This is a genomic window from Anaerotignum lactatifermentans (assembly GCF_014982935.1).
Taxonomy (GTDB): domain Bacteria; phylum Bacillota; class Clostridia; order Lachnospirales; family Anaerotignaceae; genus Anaerotignum; species Anaerotignum lactatifermentans.
Genome location: NZ_JADCKK010000004.1, coordinates 38,580 through 56,561, shown reverse-complemented (window position 1 = coordinate 56,561; position 17,982 = coordinate 38,580). Strand labels below are relative to the sequence as shown.

Annotated in this window: 18 protein-coding genes and 3 tRNA genes; 12 read left to right on the top strand and 9 right to left on the bottom strand. The window is 49.1% G+C overall.

Translation table 11 applies throughout. The annotated features are described in order from the left end of the window. Positions 1-57: 57 nt before the first annotated feature. From INF29_RS01925 to INF29_RS01910, 4 genes are all read left to right on the top strand, one after another. A tRNA-Thr gene (locus INF29_RS01925) sits at positions 58-130 on the top strand. Between the two features lie 161 nt (positions 131-291). Next, positions 292-372, top strand: a tRNA-Tyr gene (locus INF29_RS01920). 13 nt (positions 373-385) lie between these two features. After that, positions 386-459, top strand: a tRNA-Met gene (locus tag INF29_RS01915). A 506-nt stretch (positions 460-965) separates the two neighbouring features. Then, positions 966-1,601: a CatA-like O-acetyltransferase gene (locus INF29_RS01910; protein WP_193484290.1), complete on the top strand. Its 636-nt coding sequence runs from the start codon at positions 966-968 to the stop codon at positions 1,599-1,601. A 103-nt stretch (positions 1,602-1,704) separates the two neighbouring features. Here the strand turns inward: INF29_RS01910 and INF29_RS01905 are convergent, their stop codons facing one another. The 7 genes from INF29_RS01905 to INF29_RS01875 all read right to left on the bottom strand — a co-directional run bounded on the left by INF29_RS01905 (position 1,705) and on the right by INF29_RS01875 (position 9,971). Continuing rightward, positions 1,705-2,424, bottom strand: a complete 720-nt coding sequence (locus tag INF29_RS01905; RefSeq protein WP_193484287.1) for an MBL fold metallo-hydrolase — start codon at positions 2,422-2,424, stop codon at positions 1,705-1,707. Next, positions 2,421-3,275: a patatin-like phospholipase family protein gene (locus INF29_RS01900; protein ID WP_193484286.1), complete on the bottom strand. Its 855-nt coding sequence runs from the start codon at positions 3,273-3,275 to the stop codon at positions 2,421-2,423. The genes INF29_RS01905 and INF29_RS01900 overlap by 4 nt, the downstream gene beginning before the upstream one ends. Positions 3,276-3,375: 100 nt before the next feature. Next, complete coding sequence (locus INF29_RS01895; RefSeq protein ID WP_193484284.1) at positions 3,376-6,489, bottom strand: efflux RND transporter permease subunit; 3,114 nt, start codon at positions 6,487-6,489, stop codon at positions 3,376-3,378. A gap of 3 nt (positions 6,490-6,492) precedes the next feature. Then, a complete protein-coding gene (locus INF29_RS01890) occupies positions 6,493-7,617 on the bottom strand; it encodes an efflux RND transporter periplasmic adaptor subunit (RefSeq protein ID WP_193484282.1) in 1,125 nt (374 codons plus the stop codon). Next, the gene (locus INF29_RS01885) at positions 7,614-8,093 is read right to left on the bottom strand and encodes a MarR family winged helix-turn-helix transcriptional regulator (protein WP_193484280.1); all 480 of its coding nucleotides are present in this window, start codon (positions 8,091-8,093) and stop codon (positions 7,614-7,616) included. The genes INF29_RS01890 and INF29_RS01885 overlap by 4 nt, the downstream gene beginning before the upstream one ends. A gap of 203 nt (positions 8,094-8,296) precedes the next feature. Next, on the bottom strand, positions 8,297-9,322 hold the full coding sequence (locus tag INF29_RS01880; RefSeq protein WP_193484277.1) for a stalk domain-containing protein: 1,026 nt from the start codon (positions 9,320-9,322) through the stop codon (positions 8,297-8,299). A 160-nt stretch (positions 9,323-9,482) separates the two neighbouring features. Then, positions 9,483-9,971 carry a C-GCAxxG-C-C family protein gene (locus INF29_RS01875; protein ID WP_072848257.1) on the bottom strand — a complete coding sequence of 163 codons (489 nt, stop codon included), beginning with the start codon at positions 9,969-9,971 and terminating at the stop codon, positions 9,483-9,485. A gap of 166 nt (positions 9,972-10,137) precedes the next feature. Between INF29_RS01875 and INF29_RS01870 the strand changes: the two genes are divergently transcribed. Next, complete coding sequence (locus INF29_RS01870) at positions 10,138-11,076, top strand: carbohydrate kinase family protein (RefSeq protein WP_193484275.1); 939 nt, start codon at positions 10,138-10,140, stop codon at positions 11,074-11,076. Between the two features lie 307 nt (positions 11,077-11,383). Here INF29_RS01870 and INF29_RS01865 read toward each other — a convergent pair whose 3' ends face one another. Beyond that, on the bottom strand, positions 11,384-11,569 hold the full coding sequence (locus INF29_RS01865; protein ID WP_193484273.1) for a DUF4177 domain-containing protein: 186 nt from the start codon (positions 11,567-11,569) through the stop codon (positions 11,384-11,386). A gap of 14 nt (positions 11,570-11,583) precedes the next feature. Then, complete coding sequence (locus INF29_RS01860) at positions 11,584-12,474, bottom strand: LysR family transcriptional regulator (RefSeq protein WP_193484271.1); 891 nt, start codon at positions 12,472-12,474, stop codon at positions 11,584-11,586. Positions 12,475-12,637: 163 nt separating this feature from the next. Here INF29_RS01860 and INF29_RS01855 point away from each other — a divergent pair, with 163 nt between their 5' ends. The 7 genes from INF29_RS01855 to INF29_RS01825 all read left to right on the top strand — a co-directional run bounded on the left by INF29_RS01855 (position 12,638) and on the right by INF29_RS01825 (position 17,856). After that, on the top strand, positions 12,638-13,576 hold the full coding sequence (locus tag INF29_RS01855) for a (4Fe-4S)-binding protein (RefSeq protein ID WP_193484269.1): 939 nt from the start codon (positions 12,638-12,640) through the stop codon (positions 13,574-13,576). Position 13,577: 1 nt separating this feature from the next. Beyond that, positions 13,578-14,567: an ABC transporter substrate-binding protein gene (locus INF29_RS01850; RefSeq protein ID WP_193484267.1), complete on the top strand. Its 990-nt coding sequence runs from the start codon at positions 13,578-13,580 to the stop codon at positions 14,565-14,567. Continuing rightward, the gene (locus INF29_RS01845) at positions 14,551-15,552 is read left to right on the top strand and encodes a FecCD family ABC transporter permease (RefSeq protein WP_193484265.1); all 1,002 of its coding nucleotides are present in this window, start codon (positions 14,551-14,553) and stop codon (positions 15,550-15,552) included. The genes INF29_RS01850 and INF29_RS01845 overlap by 17 nt, the downstream gene beginning before the upstream one ends. Then, positions 15,545-16,318, top strand: a complete 774-nt coding sequence (locus tag INF29_RS01840) for an ABC transporter ATP-binding protein (protein ID WP_193484263.1) — start codon at positions 15,545-15,547, stop codon at positions 16,316-16,318. Before INF29_RS01845 ends, INF29_RS01840 begins: the two co-directional genes overlap by 8 nt. A gap of 211 nt (positions 16,319-16,529) precedes the next feature. After that, positions 16,530-16,916 carry a (deoxy)nucleoside triphosphate pyrophosphohydrolase gene (locus tag INF29_RS01835; RefSeq protein ID WP_072848236.1) on the top strand — a complete coding sequence of 129 codons (387 nt, stop codon included), beginning with the start codon at positions 16,530-16,532 and terminating at the stop codon, positions 16,914-16,916. A 180-nt stretch (positions 16,917-17,096) separates the two neighbouring features. Then, positions 17,097-17,486 (top strand): hypothetical protein, encoded by a 390-nt coding sequence (locus INF29_RS01830; RefSeq protein WP_193484262.1) that lies wholly within the window; start codon positions 17,097-17,099, stop codon positions 17,484-17,486. 160 nt (positions 17,487-17,646) lie between these two features. Then, entirely contained in the window at positions 17,647-17,856 is a 210-nt protein-coding gene (locus INF29_RS01825) for a hypothetical protein (protein WP_193484260.1), read from the top strand. The last annotated feature ends 126 nt before the right edge of the window (positions 17,857-17,982 follow it).

Below are 17,982 nucleotides of genomic sequence, written 5' to 3'. Positions count from 1 at the left end.
GAATGAAAAGAGTTATGATAATATTATTCTTGCATTCGGTTCGAGTGCAAAACACATGCCGATGTGGCTCAATTGGCAGAGCAGCTGACTTGTAATCAGCAGGTTATCGGTTCGAGTCCGATCATCGGCTTTTTTCTTATTTCTGGAAACGGAAATAGGTGAGAAATAAGGTTTATTTTTTACTTTCCGAAGGAAAGGAAAAACCATTTCATCATTTTCCATTCATTTCCTCGTGACATTGCAGGCAATGTCAGGTCGGAAATTCATAAACGGAAAATGATTCCATTATATGGGTGGATTCCCGAGTGGCCAAAGGGGGCAGACTGTAAATCTGTTGCGATAGCTTCGAAGGTTCGAATCCTTCTCCGCCCATTTTTTATACTGCCGCGGAGTAGAGCAGTCCGGTAGCTCGTCGGGCTCATAACCCGGAGGTCGCAGGTTCAAATCCTGTCTCCGCAATTCAACAAAAAGCACCATACACGAAAGTGTGTGGTGTTTTTTTGTTGTGTGAAGATGTCTCATGCTGAAGCTGGAAAATTGGGGTCCCCGTGGGCTTGCCCATGGGGTGTCATTCAAATCCCTGCACCCCAAAGAAAATGGGGACGCCGAAGGCGGCTTTGCGGAGCAAAGTGCTTGACCCTGTCTCCGCAATTCAAAGAACATCATGCCAAGCAGGTTCCCCTTAAGAAAACATCATTTTTGCTTTTCGTTTCTTAAGGGGAACTGCGACGGCTGGCTTCAGAAGAAAACATCCGTTGCTTTTTAAAATTTGGACTATTTTTGTTTTCTTATGAAGCAGCCCCTGAAAGCATGGTGTTTTTTTGTTTCAGGGCTGCGACCGACGGGCTTGCGGGGCTTGGGCTGCCACCGCTGCCGGGGATGGCTCGTTTCTGGAATTGTTCATAAGCTTATGGTATAATTTCCTTGAATAAAGCAAGCAATCAATGACAATTGGGAGAACGATTATGAATTATACACGGATGAACTTAAAGGAATGGAGCAGAGGTGATCTGTTTCAATTTTATATCGATAAAATGCGAATCGTCATGAGTTTGACGGTGGATATGGATGTGACTAACTTAAAAGCATATTCCAAAAAGCACCATATGGATTTTTATCCTTTGATGGTGTGGGTTGTGTCAAAAGTTGTTAACGCCCATGATGAATTCAAATACAGTTGGGATGCAGACGGCAATCTCATCAAATGGGATTTTGTATCCCCTTCTTATACGGATTTTCATACGGATGACGAAAATTTCACCAAAATGGTCACGGAGTATGCAGAGGACCTTTGGGAATTTTACGGCAGAATGGAAGCCGATAGAGAGCGATACAAAAATCAGCGCGCCATTTTAGCAAATCAGCCAGCAAATTTCTTTGATGTATCCTGTCTGCCATGGGTAAAATATGCCCATTTTGATGTGCATGTGTTTGATGAGGGGAAATTCCTTGCGCCTGTGGTCACTTGGGGCAAATATGAGCAAAAGGACGGCAAACTCATCATGCCGCTGACCATGAACATTCACCATGCCGTTGCCGATGGCTTCCACCTATCAAGATTTTTTAATGAAGTACAGGAATTGATAGATTCTTTGGATTAAGTGGCTTGTTTCGTTTCAGAGTCAACCCGCCCTTAAACTGGCACAAATTATGATTTTTCAAAAACAAACCCCCTTCGTTTCCACGAAGGGGGTTTTACTTCTATTATTTGATTTTTTCCAATTCCGCTTTCAATTCTGCCAGCAATTCCTCTTTTGTCTGGGGTGCATGGTGACCTTTCAGGCAAAGACGGAAGTCTGTTTCCTCCAACATGCGGATATGTTTTTCCAGCAGGTCTTTATCATAGACCCAATCATCGCCAACGGGTACGGAACAATAAGCATCTCCCAGAAATAATACGCCGTCAGCCAGCATCAATGTGCAGTCATCGGCGTGAGGGGAAACCCCTTCCCATAATTCCAGGGGACAATTCCCCAATTCCAGTGTCAGTCTGTCCTGAAACATAATATCTGCGCCCCGCACCTGAATGCGGCTCAGATCAGGGTATTCCAGTCGAATATGGGTATCGCAAAAGGCGGATTCCTCTCCTGTTTCCAGCCGTTTTGCCATTTCTCTTTCTGACCATCCCCAGCAAGCCATCTGCAGCAGCAGGGCATTGGTCTTTTCGGAAGCGATGGCAGGCAGCCCCAAAGATGCCATACCAAAGGTGTGATCCCAATGAGAATGGGAAATGCAGACCAATTCTGGTCTGGGCAGCCCGGCTCTGCGGACAGCCTCCAGAAACAGTTCCCCATGTGCGCCGCTGTTTCCGGCATCCAGCATCACAGAGCGTCTGTCCCCCATGATATAGCCCAGTGTGGGCCTGTCTGTGGTGCTGTCATGTTCCGTATACCAGATACGGTTCGTCAGTTGGTGTAATTTCATCTCTTTCCTCCCATAAATGCTTGTAATTGAGCAAATTGCTCCTGTGCAAGTATATAACCATGACGATAGAACGTCATCAGTTTCTTATAATCTTTTTCCATGCGACCCACTTCCGGCATGCAGGGGCGGATGGCCAGCACATTGCCCGCTTTTTCCATCCGACGGATATATGCCAGATTTTTGTTGTAGCGCACGGGACGGCGGCGCAGGTCTTCGCCAATGGCAGGATATTTGCCATATGCCCTTGCAATGAGTTTTGTGGAACGGGAAGGCTTCATGCGGAAGTTTCTCCCTCTGGTCTGAATGACAACCACTTTGTCACATCCCATTTCAAAAGCACGTTTCACGGGAATGGAGTCAGAAAGCCCTCCATCCACATAAGGTTTGCCGTCCACCAGAACGGGACGCACTGCCCCCGGCATGGCGCAGGATGCCCGCAGGATGTCCATAAGACGGTCTTTATCCTGTTTTTCGGATAAAAATACAGGTCTGCCTGTGCGGCAGTCTGTGCAGCCGTATTCCACCTCTGTTTCTGACGCAAAATAAGTGTCGTAGTCAAAGGGGAAGTATTCTTCCGGGAATGTACGGAAGATCAAATCCATATCCATGAGCTGACGGGTTTTGAAAAATGTCCGCAGCCCCATATATTCATATTTCTTGTCTTTGTGAATCATGGTGTTTCGGGTACGCCCAATCTGTTTCGATACCAGATCCGCCGCATTGCATGCGCCTGCGGAAACTCCCACCACATAAGGAAAGGTGATGCCCTGTTCCATCCAGTAATCCAGCACCCCTGCCGTGAATACCCCACGGGAAGCGCCGCCTTCCAAAACCAGTCCGATCTTTTCCATAATTGGAAACCTCCTTTTCTCCAAACAATATAACCACAAAAACCGCCGCCAGGCAAGACCTGAGCGGCGGTTGTCACAAATTCTTAATATTACTTTAATATTACCCTTGTATACTTTCTGTAGTTTTTGCTTCTTTTGCTGCCCGTTTTGCCGCTTTTTTCTCCAGACGACGTTCTCTGCGGCTGTTCATCCATGCGTAGAGCACAGGGATGAATACCAGTGTCACCAGAGAGGACAGTGTCAGACCAAAAATAACGCTGATAGCCATAGTACGCATCATTTCGCTGCCTTCCTGCTGGGAGAATACCAGAGGGAGCATACCAAGGATGGTGGTCAGTGTGGTCATGAGGATAGGGCGCAGACGACGGGGACCTGCTGTGGTGAGGGCGTCATAGCACCGCATGCCTCTGTCCATAAGCTGATTGGTATAGTCGATGAGGACGATACCGTTGTTTACAACCATACCTGCCAGCATGATAAAGCCCATCATAGATGTCATGGTGATGGTGTTGCCGGTGATGAACAGACCCAGGATGGCACCGGTAAATGCCAGAGGCATGGAAACCATGATGATCATAGGGTAGCGGATGCTTTCAAACTGGGATGCCATGATCATATAAACCAGCAGTACCGCAACCACAAGGGCTGTCAACAGAGAGCTGAAGGCATCGTTCATCATTTCCAGTGTGCCGGAATAGCCGTAAGTGCAGCCGTCCGGGAAAGTATAGCCTGCCAAAATCTGATCTACCAGCTTCTGGGCTTCGCCGCCGCTCATGCCGTCAGCAGAAGCACTGATGGTGATATAGTTTTTCTGATTTTCACGGTTGATGGCAGTTGCGCTTTCGCCCATTTCCACCGTTGCGATGCTGGAAAGGGGGATTTCGCCGCCATATGCGGATGTGACAGTCAGATTATTCAGATCTGTCAGGAAATTCAGTTTATCTGTGTCATAACGGATGACAACGTCGATCTCTGTACCGTCTACTTTGTACTGGGTAGCGGTGGAGCCGGAAATGGCTGTGTTCAGAGAAGACGCGATGGAAGCGGTGGTGATGCCGTAAAGGGAAGCCTTGCTGCGGTCGATGACCACTTTGGCTTCAGGCACGGTTTCACCGGTGGAGCCTTCCACATCGGTCAGACCCGGTGTGCTGCTCAAAAGTTCCACTAGATCGTCTTCCACTGCCATCAATGTCTGGGAATCATAGCCGTATACATTGAAGGAAATATCTGCGCCGCCAAAGCTGCCCATGGCAGAGCTGGAGGCAGAAGCAGTGATTTCCGCGCCAGGAATGTCTGTCATCATATCCTGTACCTCGTCACAGACTTCAGAGGTGGAGCGGGTACGTTCTGCTTTGTCCACCAAGTTCATGGTAACGGAAGCAGAAGATGTGCCGGAGGAGAGCATGCCGCCCCCTACGGAAGCATATACCAGCTCTGCTTCGGGGATTTCCTGCAGGCGGTAGAGCACTTCCCATACCACTTCTTCTGTATTATCCAAATCTGTGCCGTTTGGCAGTTCTACGGTGATGTTTGCCACACCTTCGTCGGTTTCATCCATGAAGTCCATACCTGTAATGGGAATGGTGAACAGGCTGGCAATGAATGTGATGAGCACCACAGCAATGGTGCGGACGGGGTGGTGAAGGGCTGCCTTGATGAGTTTTTCATAACCGTTAGTAAGGCGGTCAAAGAAAGCATCCCATGCATAGGACAGACGGAATTTGGATTTCTTTTCTTTCTTGTGATGCTCCTTGCGCAGGAACAGGGCGCATGCCATAGGCACAAAGGTGATGGAAACCACCAGAGAGGAGATCAGGGAGTAACAAATGGTGAAGGACAAGCTCTTCATGAGCTGACCTACGGAGCCGGAAACGAAGGCGATGGGCAAAAATACCGCAACCGTTGTCAGGGTAGATGCCGTTACCGCCATGGTAACTTCTTTTGCGCCGGTTTCCGCCGCTTCTTTGGGGTCATAGCCCCGCTCGTAATATTGATAAATGCTGTCCAGTACAACGACGGAGTTATCTACCAGCATACCGATACCGATGGCCAGACCACCCATGGAAATAACGTTCAGGCTCATGCCCGACAGATACATGAGGGCAAAGGACGCCATGATGGATGTAGGGATGGACATGGCGATGATACCGGATGTGACAGGGCTTTTCAGGAACACCAGCAGCACGAAGAAGGCGATGATGGCACTGAGGAGCGCTGTTTCTGTTACGTTGGAGATGGAAAGCTGAATGTATTCTGCTGTATCAGTCAGCATAACCAGCTTCAGTTCGGGGTAATCGGCGTTGATCTTCGCCATTTCTGCGTTCAGCTTGTCGCTGACTTCCACCAGATTGGCAGTGGACTGTTTGTTAACAGAAATCATGATGCCGTAATTGCCGTCGATGATACTCAGGGAGCTGCGGTCAACTTCTGTTTCTTCCACATGGGCAACGTCGCTGAGGTGGATGAGAGCGCCGCCGGGTGTGGTCACAGGCAGATTTTTGATGTCCTCAATGTCCTCAAATTCCCCCATGGTACGCACCTGTACATTGGTGGAGCCCTGAGAAAGGGAACCGGAGGGCAGGTTCATGTTTTCTGCGGAAAGCACCTGAGAAAGCTGGGATGTGGTCAGACCGTAACCAGCCAGTTTATCCGGGTCAACGGTGATGCGGACCTCACGTTCCACACCGCCGGTCAGGTCAACGGAGGCTACCCCTTCGATACGTTCCAGGCGGTTCACCACGTTATCCTCCAGCATTTCGTTGAGGGCTGTCAAATCCATATTTTCCGCCGTTGCGCCCATGTAAATGGGGATGGCGTTCATATCCATTTTGATGATGTTTGGTTCATTGGCATCGTCAGGCAGTGTGGACTTTGTGCGGTCGATGATGTCACGCAGGTCCATGGAAGCGATGTCGATATCCGTGCCGTCTACAAACTGTACCATGACCATGGACATATTCGCCGACGAAACGGAGGTGATGTTTTCTACGTTGGAAACGGTGCTGAGGGATTCCTCCAAAGGCTTCGTTACCAGATTTTCGATTTCTTCGGGCCCTGCGCCCACATAAGTGGTGCTGACAACCACGATGGGGATATCAATTTCCGGCATCAGGTCCATATCCAGATTCATGTAGGATACGATACCTGCCAGAAAAACCATCATGGTGATCATCATTGTGGTAACGCGCCGGCGGATAGCAAGTCTGGAAAACATGGCTTATTCCCCCTCACTCTGCACCTGTGCCCCTTCCACGGGCACCCGCAGGACGTCTTCCTCAGGGTTGGAAACATTGACTTCCTCACCATCGGTGATATAAGTCTGACCTTTGACAACTACCTGCATATCGGTGGTCAGACCGCTGATGATTTCGATGTTTTCACCGCTTTCGATGCCTGTTTCCACAGGGACTTTCTTGGCGATGTTGTTTTCTACTACATAAACATATACTTCACCGTCTTTTGTGATGACTGCATCTCTGGGCAGAATCATGGTGTTGCTGGAAGAATCGGTGATGAAGCGCACTTCAGCCAGCATGCCGGGCTTCAAAAGACCGCGGCTGTTGTCCAGTGTGATTTTTACGGTGTATGTACCTGCCTGACTGGCGGAAGGGCTGATGGTGGATACCTTGCCCTGCAAAGGATCGGGAGAAACAGCTGTCAGCAGTACGTTGACGGTGTCCCCAATGGCGATTTCATTGACCATCTGTTCAGAAACGCCTACTTCCACTTTTACGGAAGAAACGTCCAGAATGGTGTAGGCAGGCTGGCTCTGGCTGGCAAAACTGCCGATTTCCACGTTGCGGGCAGAGATGACGCCACTGATGGGCGCGGTAACGGAGCAGTCTGCAATGTTCTTTTCCAGATTTTCCTTCTGAATCTGGATGGAAGTCAGATTTGCTTCCGCTGTGTCATAAGCCAGTTTCAGCTTGTCATAATCACTTTTGGAAATGATGCCTTCATCATAAAGGATCTGGTTGCTTTCCAATGTGGTCTTTGCGTTGTCCACCTGCAGTTTGGTGGCGTCATAATTGGCTTCCACACTGCGCAGGTTATTCTGTAAGTCTGTGCTGTCCACGGTGAAAAGCACAGCCCCAGCCCCTACGGAATTGCCTACTTCATAGCCAAAACCGGTGACTTTCCCAGCAATGGTAGGCACCACAGACACTTCTCTGGATGCGGCAACCTTCCCGGAATAGGAAAAATCACTGGAAATATCCCCTGTAGTCACTGCCGCTGTCTGGACAGTGCGGGCGGTTTTTTCTTCGGTTACTTCTTCCTTCGGCGTGCACCCTGTCATGGCAATGACACAGGCCAGCGCCAAAAGACTCGCTGTTTTCTTCATTCCCCAAGTCCTCCTGCTTTTAAGATTCGGTTTAATTCCTGCAAATGTGCATAAACTTTTTCCTGCTTTTCTTCATCCAAGGAAGAAAAACAGCCGGCAACGGTTTCCAGTACACGTTCTTCCGCTTCTGTCACAGCTGTCATGCCCTTTTCCGTCAGATAGAAATACATCTTTCTGCCGTCATCTGTGTCAGATGCCTGCTCTTTGCGCAGATATCCGTTTTTCTCCAGTTTGGAGATCATGATGGACATACTGCTTTTGCTGATGTTGAACCAATTGGAAATTTCCGATACGGTATGCATACCCCCGTTTTTGATAAATGTCAGTACATGAAACTGCCGTACCGTCAGTTCTCCTTCTTTTGTTTTCCTGTTGATATTGAAAGACTTTTCAATATGCTCCCGGTTCCACAAAAAAATGTTTGTATTCAGCGCAATGAGTTCTTCGGCGATTTTTTTGTTTTGTGTGGTAGACATTGCCTGACCCCTTTCTGTTTTCCTGTTCAAAAAACCTGAGATAATTTTAGTATAAAACTATTTTACTGTCAATGTTTTCGGCGCAGAATGGGATTTTTTTACAAATACAAAAGGGGGGCTTTCTCTATTTTATGCGTGGTTTCAGAAAAAAGGACGGGATAGAAAAAACCGTATCTTTCTTTTGGAAAGATACGGTTTGTGTATCAGCGGGAAACAGAAAAAGCGATAACGCCTGCGCTTTCCGGCGCGATGATGCCACTGTTCAGATAAAATACCACGGCGTTGTTGTCCAGATAGAAGCCAACTTCATCCAGATTTTTGCTAAGACGGTCTTTGGCGTCGCTGTAGAAAGCATCAGGATTCTGGTCAATGAGGGCAGAGAACCCTTTTTCCATGAGGGTTTCCAGTTCTTTCTCACTGTCGGTGACGATGTCTGTCAAAGCGGCGTCACTGCTGTTTTTCATGTTGTAAGTATCGGCGGAAAGAGTTTTTGTTTCTGTGCCGCCCATAAATGTGCGTTCTTCCAGCACCACAGAAGCAAAGTCGCTGCCTTCACCCTTTGCCTGATAGGTGCCCATGTAGTAAGAGGGCTGGAAGGAAGCGGGATTCTTTTGGTAAGCGGCTGTTGCGGCTGTTTCCATCTGTACGGTCATGACAGAAGCCTTCTGGGACATCTGGTCATAGATGTTTTTGTTGATTTTATCAGCGGCGGTGCTGTTGGAGGTGAGAGGGCTGTAAGTCAGGCTCACCGTTGCCAGCAGGGTGCCGTCGTCGGCATGAATCTGCTTGGAATAATTGCCGCTGGTGGTACCGTCTGTGGTGATGTCGATGACGTAATTGATGCCGTCCCATGCCACATTGGCGTCAAAAGCCACAGCTACGGCACGGATGGGCACCATGGTGCGGTCCTGCATGATCTGGGCAGGCACGTCCATGGTATAGACCACTTTGCCGTTTTTGTAGACCTGTTTTTGACCGATGGTCATGGTGACAACGTCACTGCCTCTGGTGGAAGTGATGGTCTGGGAAGGTTCATCCCATGTGACATCGGCGTCCATGGCTTCAAAGATTTTTCGCATGGGCACCAGTGTACGGTCGTCCACAATGACAGGGGCTTGGTCGGCAAAGACCACTTCCTGCTGGTCTACATATACGGTGATGGGTGGATGTGCCAGGGCAGGCACAGCTATCGAAAGGGCAAGAAGACTGCCCAAAATGATTTTTTTCATGTGCGTTTTTCCTCCGATTCTTTTTCTGGTGTACATTGTGCCCGGGGAACATCCCCATAAAAGGATACCATACCATTATATCATAAAATCCCGCGGGATTCCAAAATTTCCGCCCTGCAAATGAAAAAGGGAAATGCCCCAAGAACATTTCCCCGATGGTTTATACGGTTTTTCCTTCTGCTTCCATGATGTATTTCATGGCGATTTCCGCGCAGTCCCCAATCATCTGCATACAGCTTTTTTTCCGTGCCTTCCCTTCGAAATCCCCGTGAGGGTCAGACAACTCTTTACAGATGAGTGTACCGAATTTTTCTTCCATTTCGTGGACCATTCTGCCGGAAAAGTCATAGATTTCGTTCAGTTCGGCAATGCGTTCCGCCATGGATTCTTTTGCCAAGGGATGCTTTCTGCCTATGACAGCGGAAAGCGCCATAACCCCGCCAGTAATGGCGCCGCAGGTGTTTTTGGTGTGTCCCATACCGCCGCCAAAAACTGTGGCAAGGGCAATGACTTCCGGCGGCAGGTCAGAGCCGTGGATGTCTAAGAAAGACTGCATGACACATTCTGTGCAGTTCAGTCCCTGACGGAAATAATTCTTCGCCTGATCCCGGGCCTGTTCGGGAAGTGTCAGTTCTTTTGTTTCTTCCATAAAACCATTCCTCCTTCATTGTTTCCCGTTTTTTCCTAATTCCAGTGTAGCATAAAGCGGGAGCGGAAAACAGGGGAAAAATACTGTTTCCTGGAAAATTTTGTGGTATCATAGAGAAATGAAAAAGAAAAACGACTGTTTTTTACATATCAAGGAGGGTTTATCCATGAATCAAACATTAGTCATCGGCTCCGCCGTGGTGGACGTCATTGTCCGGGTGGAACATCTGCCCAAATGCGGCGAGGATGTCCACGTCAGCAGACAGAGCCGTTCTCTGGGGGGCTGCGCTTATCTGGTCAGCGATATCCTGCGGCATTTCGGTGCGCCTTACAGCCTTTGTACTGCTGTGGGCGGCGGCATGTATGGGGATTTTGTCTATGAACAGCTGAAAAAACGGGGCGTGCCCATTTATGTACGGAAACCGGAGGAAGAAAATGGCTGCTGTTACTGCCTTGTGGAGGATGAAGGGGACGGCGAACGGAGCTTCATCGTGGACCACGGCATTGAATACACCTTCCATGAAAGCTATCTGGAAAACATCGACACAGATTCCATCGACAGCGTTTATATCTGCGGTCTGGAAATCGAGGAATACACCGGCTGGGAAATCATCAATTATCTGGAAAAACACCCGGAATATACAGTATACTTCGCTCCCGGCCCCCGTATCATGCGGATTCCCACAGACCGTGTGGAAAAACTTCTGTCCCTTGGGGTGATTCTGCACCTGAATGAAGGGGAAAGCATGGCATTTACGGGAAAAGACACGGTGGAAGAAGCGGCAAAAGAAATCTTCCGCAGAACAGGCAGCCCTGTGGTCATCACATTAGGAGAAAAAGGCGCTCTGGCTTATGACGGCAAGGAGATTTTCTTCGCTCCTCCTGTGAAAACTTCCGTGGTGGATACCATCGGCGCAGGGGATTCCCACGCGGGCGCGGTAATTTCCGCCCGTCGGTTTGGCTTGTCCTGGCAGGAAGCCATTACAGCGGCAAATTATGTATCCGCGGCAGTGGTGGCAAAGGAAGGCGGTCAGCTGGAAGATATGGATTTTGCAAAAGTGCTGGAAAGCCTGCCCCGTGAACTGCGGGAAAAAATCGGAAAATAAAAAATAACCCTCCTGTTCCTTTTCGGAATGGGAGGGTTTAGACTGTCAAAAAACTAGTTTTTTACTTTTTTCAAGAACGCGGAAGGGCTTGGGGAACAAAGAGTTCCCCAACTAGAATCCGCAGTCGGAATTGACTTCCGACGAGGAAAAACCGAAGTTTCAAGGCTTTTTAGCCGATGGAACTTTGGTTTTATACTTCTGTCTACTCGTCAAAGGCTTGAATGAAATGAGCCTTTGACGACAGGGTGTCGACTTTTTCGACACCCTCAACCCTCCTGTTCCTTTGGGGAATAGGAGGGTTTTGTGTTTAACAGTCTTTTTCAAAAACCAAGTTGATGTCTTTCAGTTTGCCATAATCATTCATATTGGTGGGAATAAAGCCCACATAACGCCAGCTTTTTGCGGCATAATCGTTGATGATTTCCCGATGCTCCTTAGAAGCCGCACCGAACAGTTTTCCAATGTGGACAGATACGTATTCATACTGTTTCATGGCAAATCTCCTTTCTATCCTTTCACAATTTCCTGATGACAGGCGGCAGTGTATTGCCGGCACAGATGGCAAAAGGCAAGAAAGCTGTCCCCTTGGAATTTATTCTTGTGCCACACCAGCCGGAGGGTGCGGCTCAGTTCGCAGTCTGTCAGTGGGATTTCAAAGAGCCTGCCTGCGGCAAGGGCATCGGCGGCAAGAAGGCGGCTGATGATGGTGACGCCCAAACCGGATTCTGCCGCTTGGAGCAGTGTCTGGGTATTGCTGCATTCCCAGCGGATGTCGCAGGAAATGCCCTTTTCCGCCAAAATACGGTCAGTCATTTCTCTTGTACCGCTGCCTTTTTCCCGCATGAGGAGGGGATAGGTCTGGCAAAGTTCGGCAAGGGTCATGGGCGGCGCAGCATGGGCGCAAACAGCAGTCAAACTGTCCGCCATGACAGGCAGTACCACCAAATCGGGATGGTGGACTTCCCCTTCCACAAAACCGATGTCCAATGCTCCTTCCGCCAGTCTTTGCACGATGGTGCGGGTATTTTCCACCTGTACGGAAGTGGGGATATGTTTTTCCTCCTCCAATTGCCGCAGAATCTCCGGCAGGACACAGGTACCTACCGTGAGGGTGGCGCCAATGCGGAGAATGGCGTGGTCACTGCTGTGACGGAGGGTGTATTCCATTTCGTGAAACAGGGAAAGAAGTTCTCTGGCGTAAATGGTCAGCTGCCTGCCTTCGGGGGTGATGAAAAGCCGCTGGTTCAGCCGTTCAAACAGCAGTACGTCATATTCCTCCTCCATTTCCCGTATGGCGCCGCTGACGGTAGGCTGGGAGATGTAAAGCTGTTCTGCAGCTTTGCGCATACTGCCTGTTTCGGCTACGGCAAGAAAAATTTCCAGATGTCGCAGTGTCATGTGGATTCCTCTTTTTATTTTTTACGTGATGAAAGGTTTTTCCCTATGAGTTTCTTTTTATTTTCCTAGTATACAACACATAGGCTCGATGGTACAATAGGGATAACTATGCAGTTGTCTGCAAAAAGAGGGATTATGTGCAGAAGAAAGAAGGAGAATGTTTATGGTAAAATTAAGTCAGGATGATATCAAGAACGTAAAAGGACAGGGCTTTTTGATTAACAGAGGCACAGAGATGTTTTCTGGTCGTGTACTGCCCGGCAACGGCGTATTCACCGCAAAAGAAATGATGAAAATTGCGGAATGTGCGGAAAAATTCGGCAATGGCAAAATCACCATGACCAGCCGTCTGGCAGTGGAACTGCCCGGCATCCATTTTGATGACATCGAACCCGCCAAAGCTTTTCTGGCAGAAGAAGGTCTGCTCTTCGGCGGCACAGGTGCGAAAATCCGTCCTGTAGCGGCATGCAAAGGCACCACTTGCGTATACGGCAACTTCGACACACAGGGCTTGGCGCAGGAAATCCATGACAAATATTATATTGGCTGGAGAGAAGTGAAACTGCCTCATAAATTCAAAATCGCAGTAGGCGGCTGTCCCAACAGCTGTATGAAACCCAGTCTCAACGACTTCGGCGTGGAAGGTCACCGTGTTCCCCAGTACGACGTGGAAAAATGCAGAGGCTGCAAAAAATGTATGGTAGAAGTGAACTGTCCCATGAAAGCGGCAAAAGTCGTTGACGGCAAAATGCACATCGACCCCAATCTGTGCTCTGCCTGCGGCGTATGCAGCACAGGGAAATGTCCTTTTGGCGCAGTGGCAAAACATGACAAAGAAGTTTATAAAATCTTCGTTGGCGGCACATGGGGCAAAAAGACCCGCATGGGCACCGCTCTGAGCCGTTTTGTGGAAAAAGAAGAAATCTTCCCTCTGCTGGAAAAAACCATGCTGTGGTTCAAAGAAAACGCTTACCAGAAGGAACGTCTGGGCGCAGCTATGGACCGTATCGGCGTGGATAAAATGGAAGCGGCACTGTTCAGCGACGACCTGCTGAATCGTAAGGAAGAAATTCTGGCAGCGCCTGTAAAGGAGAGAGCATAACATGAAATTCACACTTCGCAGAATATTGGCAGCAGCCCTTTCCCTGACACTGTTGGGGGGCACATTGGCAGGCTGCGGCAAAGATGATACCACCATGGAATCCGAAGCGGCGGAAACAGCTGTGCAGGGTGTTACATTCACTGATGCACTGGGTACAGAAGTGCAGATTGAAAGCTGGGATACAGTGGTTTCCCTCTATGGCTCCTTTGCGGAAACATGGACACTGGCTGGGGGCACACTGGCTGGTGTTACAGAAGATGCCATTGAGGAGAGGAACATGGAACTGGGGGACGATGTTGCTATGATTGGCAGTGTAAAAAGTCCTTCTCTGGAATCCATTCTGGCGGTAAATCCTGATTTTGTAATTCTGTCCGCGGACATTGCCACACAGGTGGACATGCAGCAGGCTTTGACAGAAGCAGGTATCCCCCACGCTTATTTCCGCGTGGATACCTTCGCCGATTATCTGTCCATGCTGGAATTGTTCTGCCAGATGACAGGCCGCAGTGACCTGTACGAACAGAATGGCGCTTTGGTGGAACAGAAAATCACAAAAATCAAAGAACTGACCGCAGGGGAAGAAGGTCCCACAGGTCTTTTGATTCGTGCCTTCTCCACAGGGGCAAAAGCCAAAGGCGCCGATAACCAGACAGGCTATATCATGGAGGACTTGGGTGTAGATAATATCGTCGCTCGTCATGAATCCCTGCTGGAAGATTTGAGCATTGAGGAAATCATTACAGAAGACCCTGATTTTATATTCATCACCACCATGGGTGCGGAAGATGCTGCCCTTGCGGCACTGGAAAGCGGTATCATGTCCAACCCCGCATGGGAAGGCCTCACAGCGGTACAGCAGGACAGATGCTATGTACTGCCCAAAGACCTGTTCCACTATAAACCAAACGCGCGCTGGGCAGAAAGTTATGCTTATATGGCAAAACTGCTCTATCCAGAATTAGCAGAGGATATTGATGCGATCATGGCATAAGGGAGCTTTTCTCCTGATATTATTGCTGTGTTGTCTGGCTGGGGCAGTTTGCCTCAGCCTTTTTACCGGTTCCAGCAGTCTGTCCCTGGGGGAACTGTATCACGCCCTGCAAGCGGGGGACAAAACAGATACCACATACCGCATCTTCCTGTATGTGCGTCTGCCACGAACATTGGCGGCCATTTTCGCAGGGGCTGCCCTTGCTGTCAGCGGCGCTATCATTCAGGCGGTGCTCAATAACTCCCTTGCCAGCCCTAACATCATCGGCGTTAATTCCGGTGCGGGGTTCTGCGCCCTTTTGGCTGCTTCTTTGGCACCGACGGCGTGGGCGGCAGTGCCTTTGGCGGCTTTTGTAGGCGCGCTTGCCACCAGTTTGTTCATTTACGCTTTGGCAGCAAAAACAGGGGCGTCCCGTATGACTTTGGTGCTGGCCGGTGTGGCTGTCAGCAGCATTTTGTCCGCTGGTATCGACGTTCTCACTATCCTGTTTCCCGACGATGTCATTGGGGCAACGGGCTTCATGGTGGGCAGTTTTGCCGGCGTCACCATGACAGCGCTGAAACCGGCAGTGGTGCTTATCGTCATCGGTTTGGTGCTGGCGTTGGTGTTCAGCTATGACCTGAATGTCCTTTCTCTGGGGGAAGAAATCGCTGCCAGCCTTGGGATGCGTGTGGTGGTGGTACGGTTTTTGTTCATCGTCATTGCGTCTTTGCTGGCAGGCTCTGCCGTTAGTTTCGCGGGGCTGCTGGGTTTCATCGGGCTCATTGTGCCCCATATTTGCCGCAGATTTGCCGGCGGTGATAACCGTCTGGTCATTCCCTGCGCGGCACTGTTGGGAGCGGTTTTTGCGCTGGTCTGCGACGCTTTAGGCAAATGGGTATTTGCGCCCTTTGAATTGCCTGTGGGCATCATACTGGCACTGCTGGGCGGACCCTTCTTCCTGTTCCTGCTTCTGAAAGGCGGAAGGGGGAAAATCTATGACTGAATCCGTACTGACATTTTCCAACGTTGCTACAGGCTATGCCAGCAAAAAAATATTGGAGGATATCACCTTGGACGTGAAAAGAGGGGAAATCCTCACATTGGCAGGACCAAATGGCTGCGGCAAATCCACGTTGCTGAAGGCTGCCGCCAGACAACTGCCTTTGATGGCAGGAGAAATCATGCTCTTTGGCAGAAAATTAGATGATTTTTCCCAGAAAGAGATGGCAAAACAGGCGGCACTCCTGCCCCAGAGCCGCAGTATTCCGGGGATTCCTGTGGAGCAGCTGGTGCTCCACGGCAGATTCCCTTATCTGGGATTGTCCAGACGACCCGGCAAAGAGGATAAAGAAAAAGTGGCGGAAGCCATGGAACTGGCAGGGGTGGCAGATATGCGCCATCGGGATTTGCGTTCCCTTTCTGGCGGCGAGCGGCAGAAAGCCTATCTGGCTATGGTCATTGCTCAGGATACAGATTTGATTTACTTGGATGAGCCTACCACTTATCTGGATATCGGCAAGCAGTTTGAGATATTGGAACTCATCCGCAGACTGAACCGCGAGGGCAAAACCATCGTCATGGTGCTTCATGACCTTGCCCATGCCCTGACTTATAGCCACCGCATTGCTGTTATGGAAAAAGGACGGCTTTTGGCGGTGCAGCAGCCAGAGGAACTGTTCCAAAGTGGACTTCTCAACGACGTTTTCGGCGTAGAGGGGCACTGGGCAGCGGAAGAAAAAACATATTACTTTACACCACATCATAAATGAGCAAAGCACGCAGGCTGAAAGGGGCTTCTTGAAAACATATCCCATCAAATCGCAGTAAAATCAGAAAGCTGAAATCCTCTAATCGGACAAGGATTTCGGCTTTCTTTGTTTTCTTATGAAGATGCCCTTAGAGATTTCGTGCTTTTTCTGGATTTGCGGCGGATTTTGCCGTACAATGGAAGCAGATTCACAGAGAACGGAGGAGAAACATATGACAGAAGTGGTAGCGGCGCTCATTTGGGACGGCGACCGTTTTTTGATTTGCCAACGTCCTGCCCATAAGGCAAGGGGACTGCTGTGGGAATTTGTAGGCGGCAAAGTGGAGCCGGGAGAAACAAAGGAAGATGCCCTCATCCGGGAATGTCGGGAAGAACTGGACATCACCCTTTCCGTAGGGGATGTGTTCATGGAAGTGACCCACGAATACCCTGACCTGACGGTGCATCTGACACTGTTTCACGCCAGAATTGCCGCAGGCGTTCCCAAGAAACTGGAGCATGTGGACTTGCAGTGGATTACGCCGGCGGAAATCGGGAAATTTGATTTCTGCCCTGCCGATGAGGAGATTTTGGAACGGCTGAAAAAAGGGGAGAGATAAAGCAACTTCCCCTTAAGAAAACATTGGTTTTCTTCTTCCTTGATTTCTTAAGGGGAATTGCGATGGCTGTCTTCATAAGAAAACATATCCAATAAAATCTCATTAGAAATAAGAAAGCTGAAATCCTCTATATGATAAGGATTTCAGCTTTCTTTGTTTTCTTATGAAGATGCCCCATATATGGAACGGGAAAAACAAGAACAGATCTGTCAGCAGTTGCGGGCGTTGGCAGAGGGTCGGCATCCTTTGACAGGGGAAGAACTGCCCCTCACAGGCGCTTTTGCAGATGCTGCCGTTTTGCGGACATTGACACAGGCTTCCCACTGTTTGCGGGATTTATTGGAACAGGACAGACCTGCACCTGCCCCCAGACCCAAACGGGAGCGAAGAGGGAAATTCCGCATCACCCCTTACCAGCTTTCCGGTATCCTGCCCTTGCCGGAAGCGGCAGGCATCACTGCCTTTGTTTCAGCCATTGAGGAGCAGATGGGAAAGGACTGTGGCAGACTTTCTCCTACTGCCATTACGAAAGGGCTGGAGGAAAGCAACTTCCCCTTAAGAAAACATTGATTTTTCTTTTCCTTGATTTCTTAAGGGGAAGTGCGACGGCTGTCTTCATAAGAAAACATAACAAATAAAATTTTAATAAAATAAGAAATCTAAAATCCTTTGTCCTGATAAGGATTTTAGATTTCTTTGTTTTCTTATGAAGATGCCCCTAAGGGGTTTTTTGCTGACAAGGACGAAAGATGACGGCAGAAAGCGGAAAGTCCCTACCAGAGAAGGCATGGATTTGGGCATTTATATGGAGGAACGCCATGGCTATCGGGGGGATTATGAAGCAGTGCTTTATACGCCCAAAGCTCAGCTTTATATTCTGAAACATCTGGCAGACTTGGTACCTGGCACCGTTATGGAGGAAGACGATATTCCTTTTTAATGAAAACTTTTTCGAAAACAAAAATAGCTGGAATCCTTTCAGGACTCCAGCTATTTTCTTTAATAAGAGTGTTTTTTGCGAAGTCTGTTTTCCTTCGCGTTGTTGACAATTTCTTAATATAGTGGA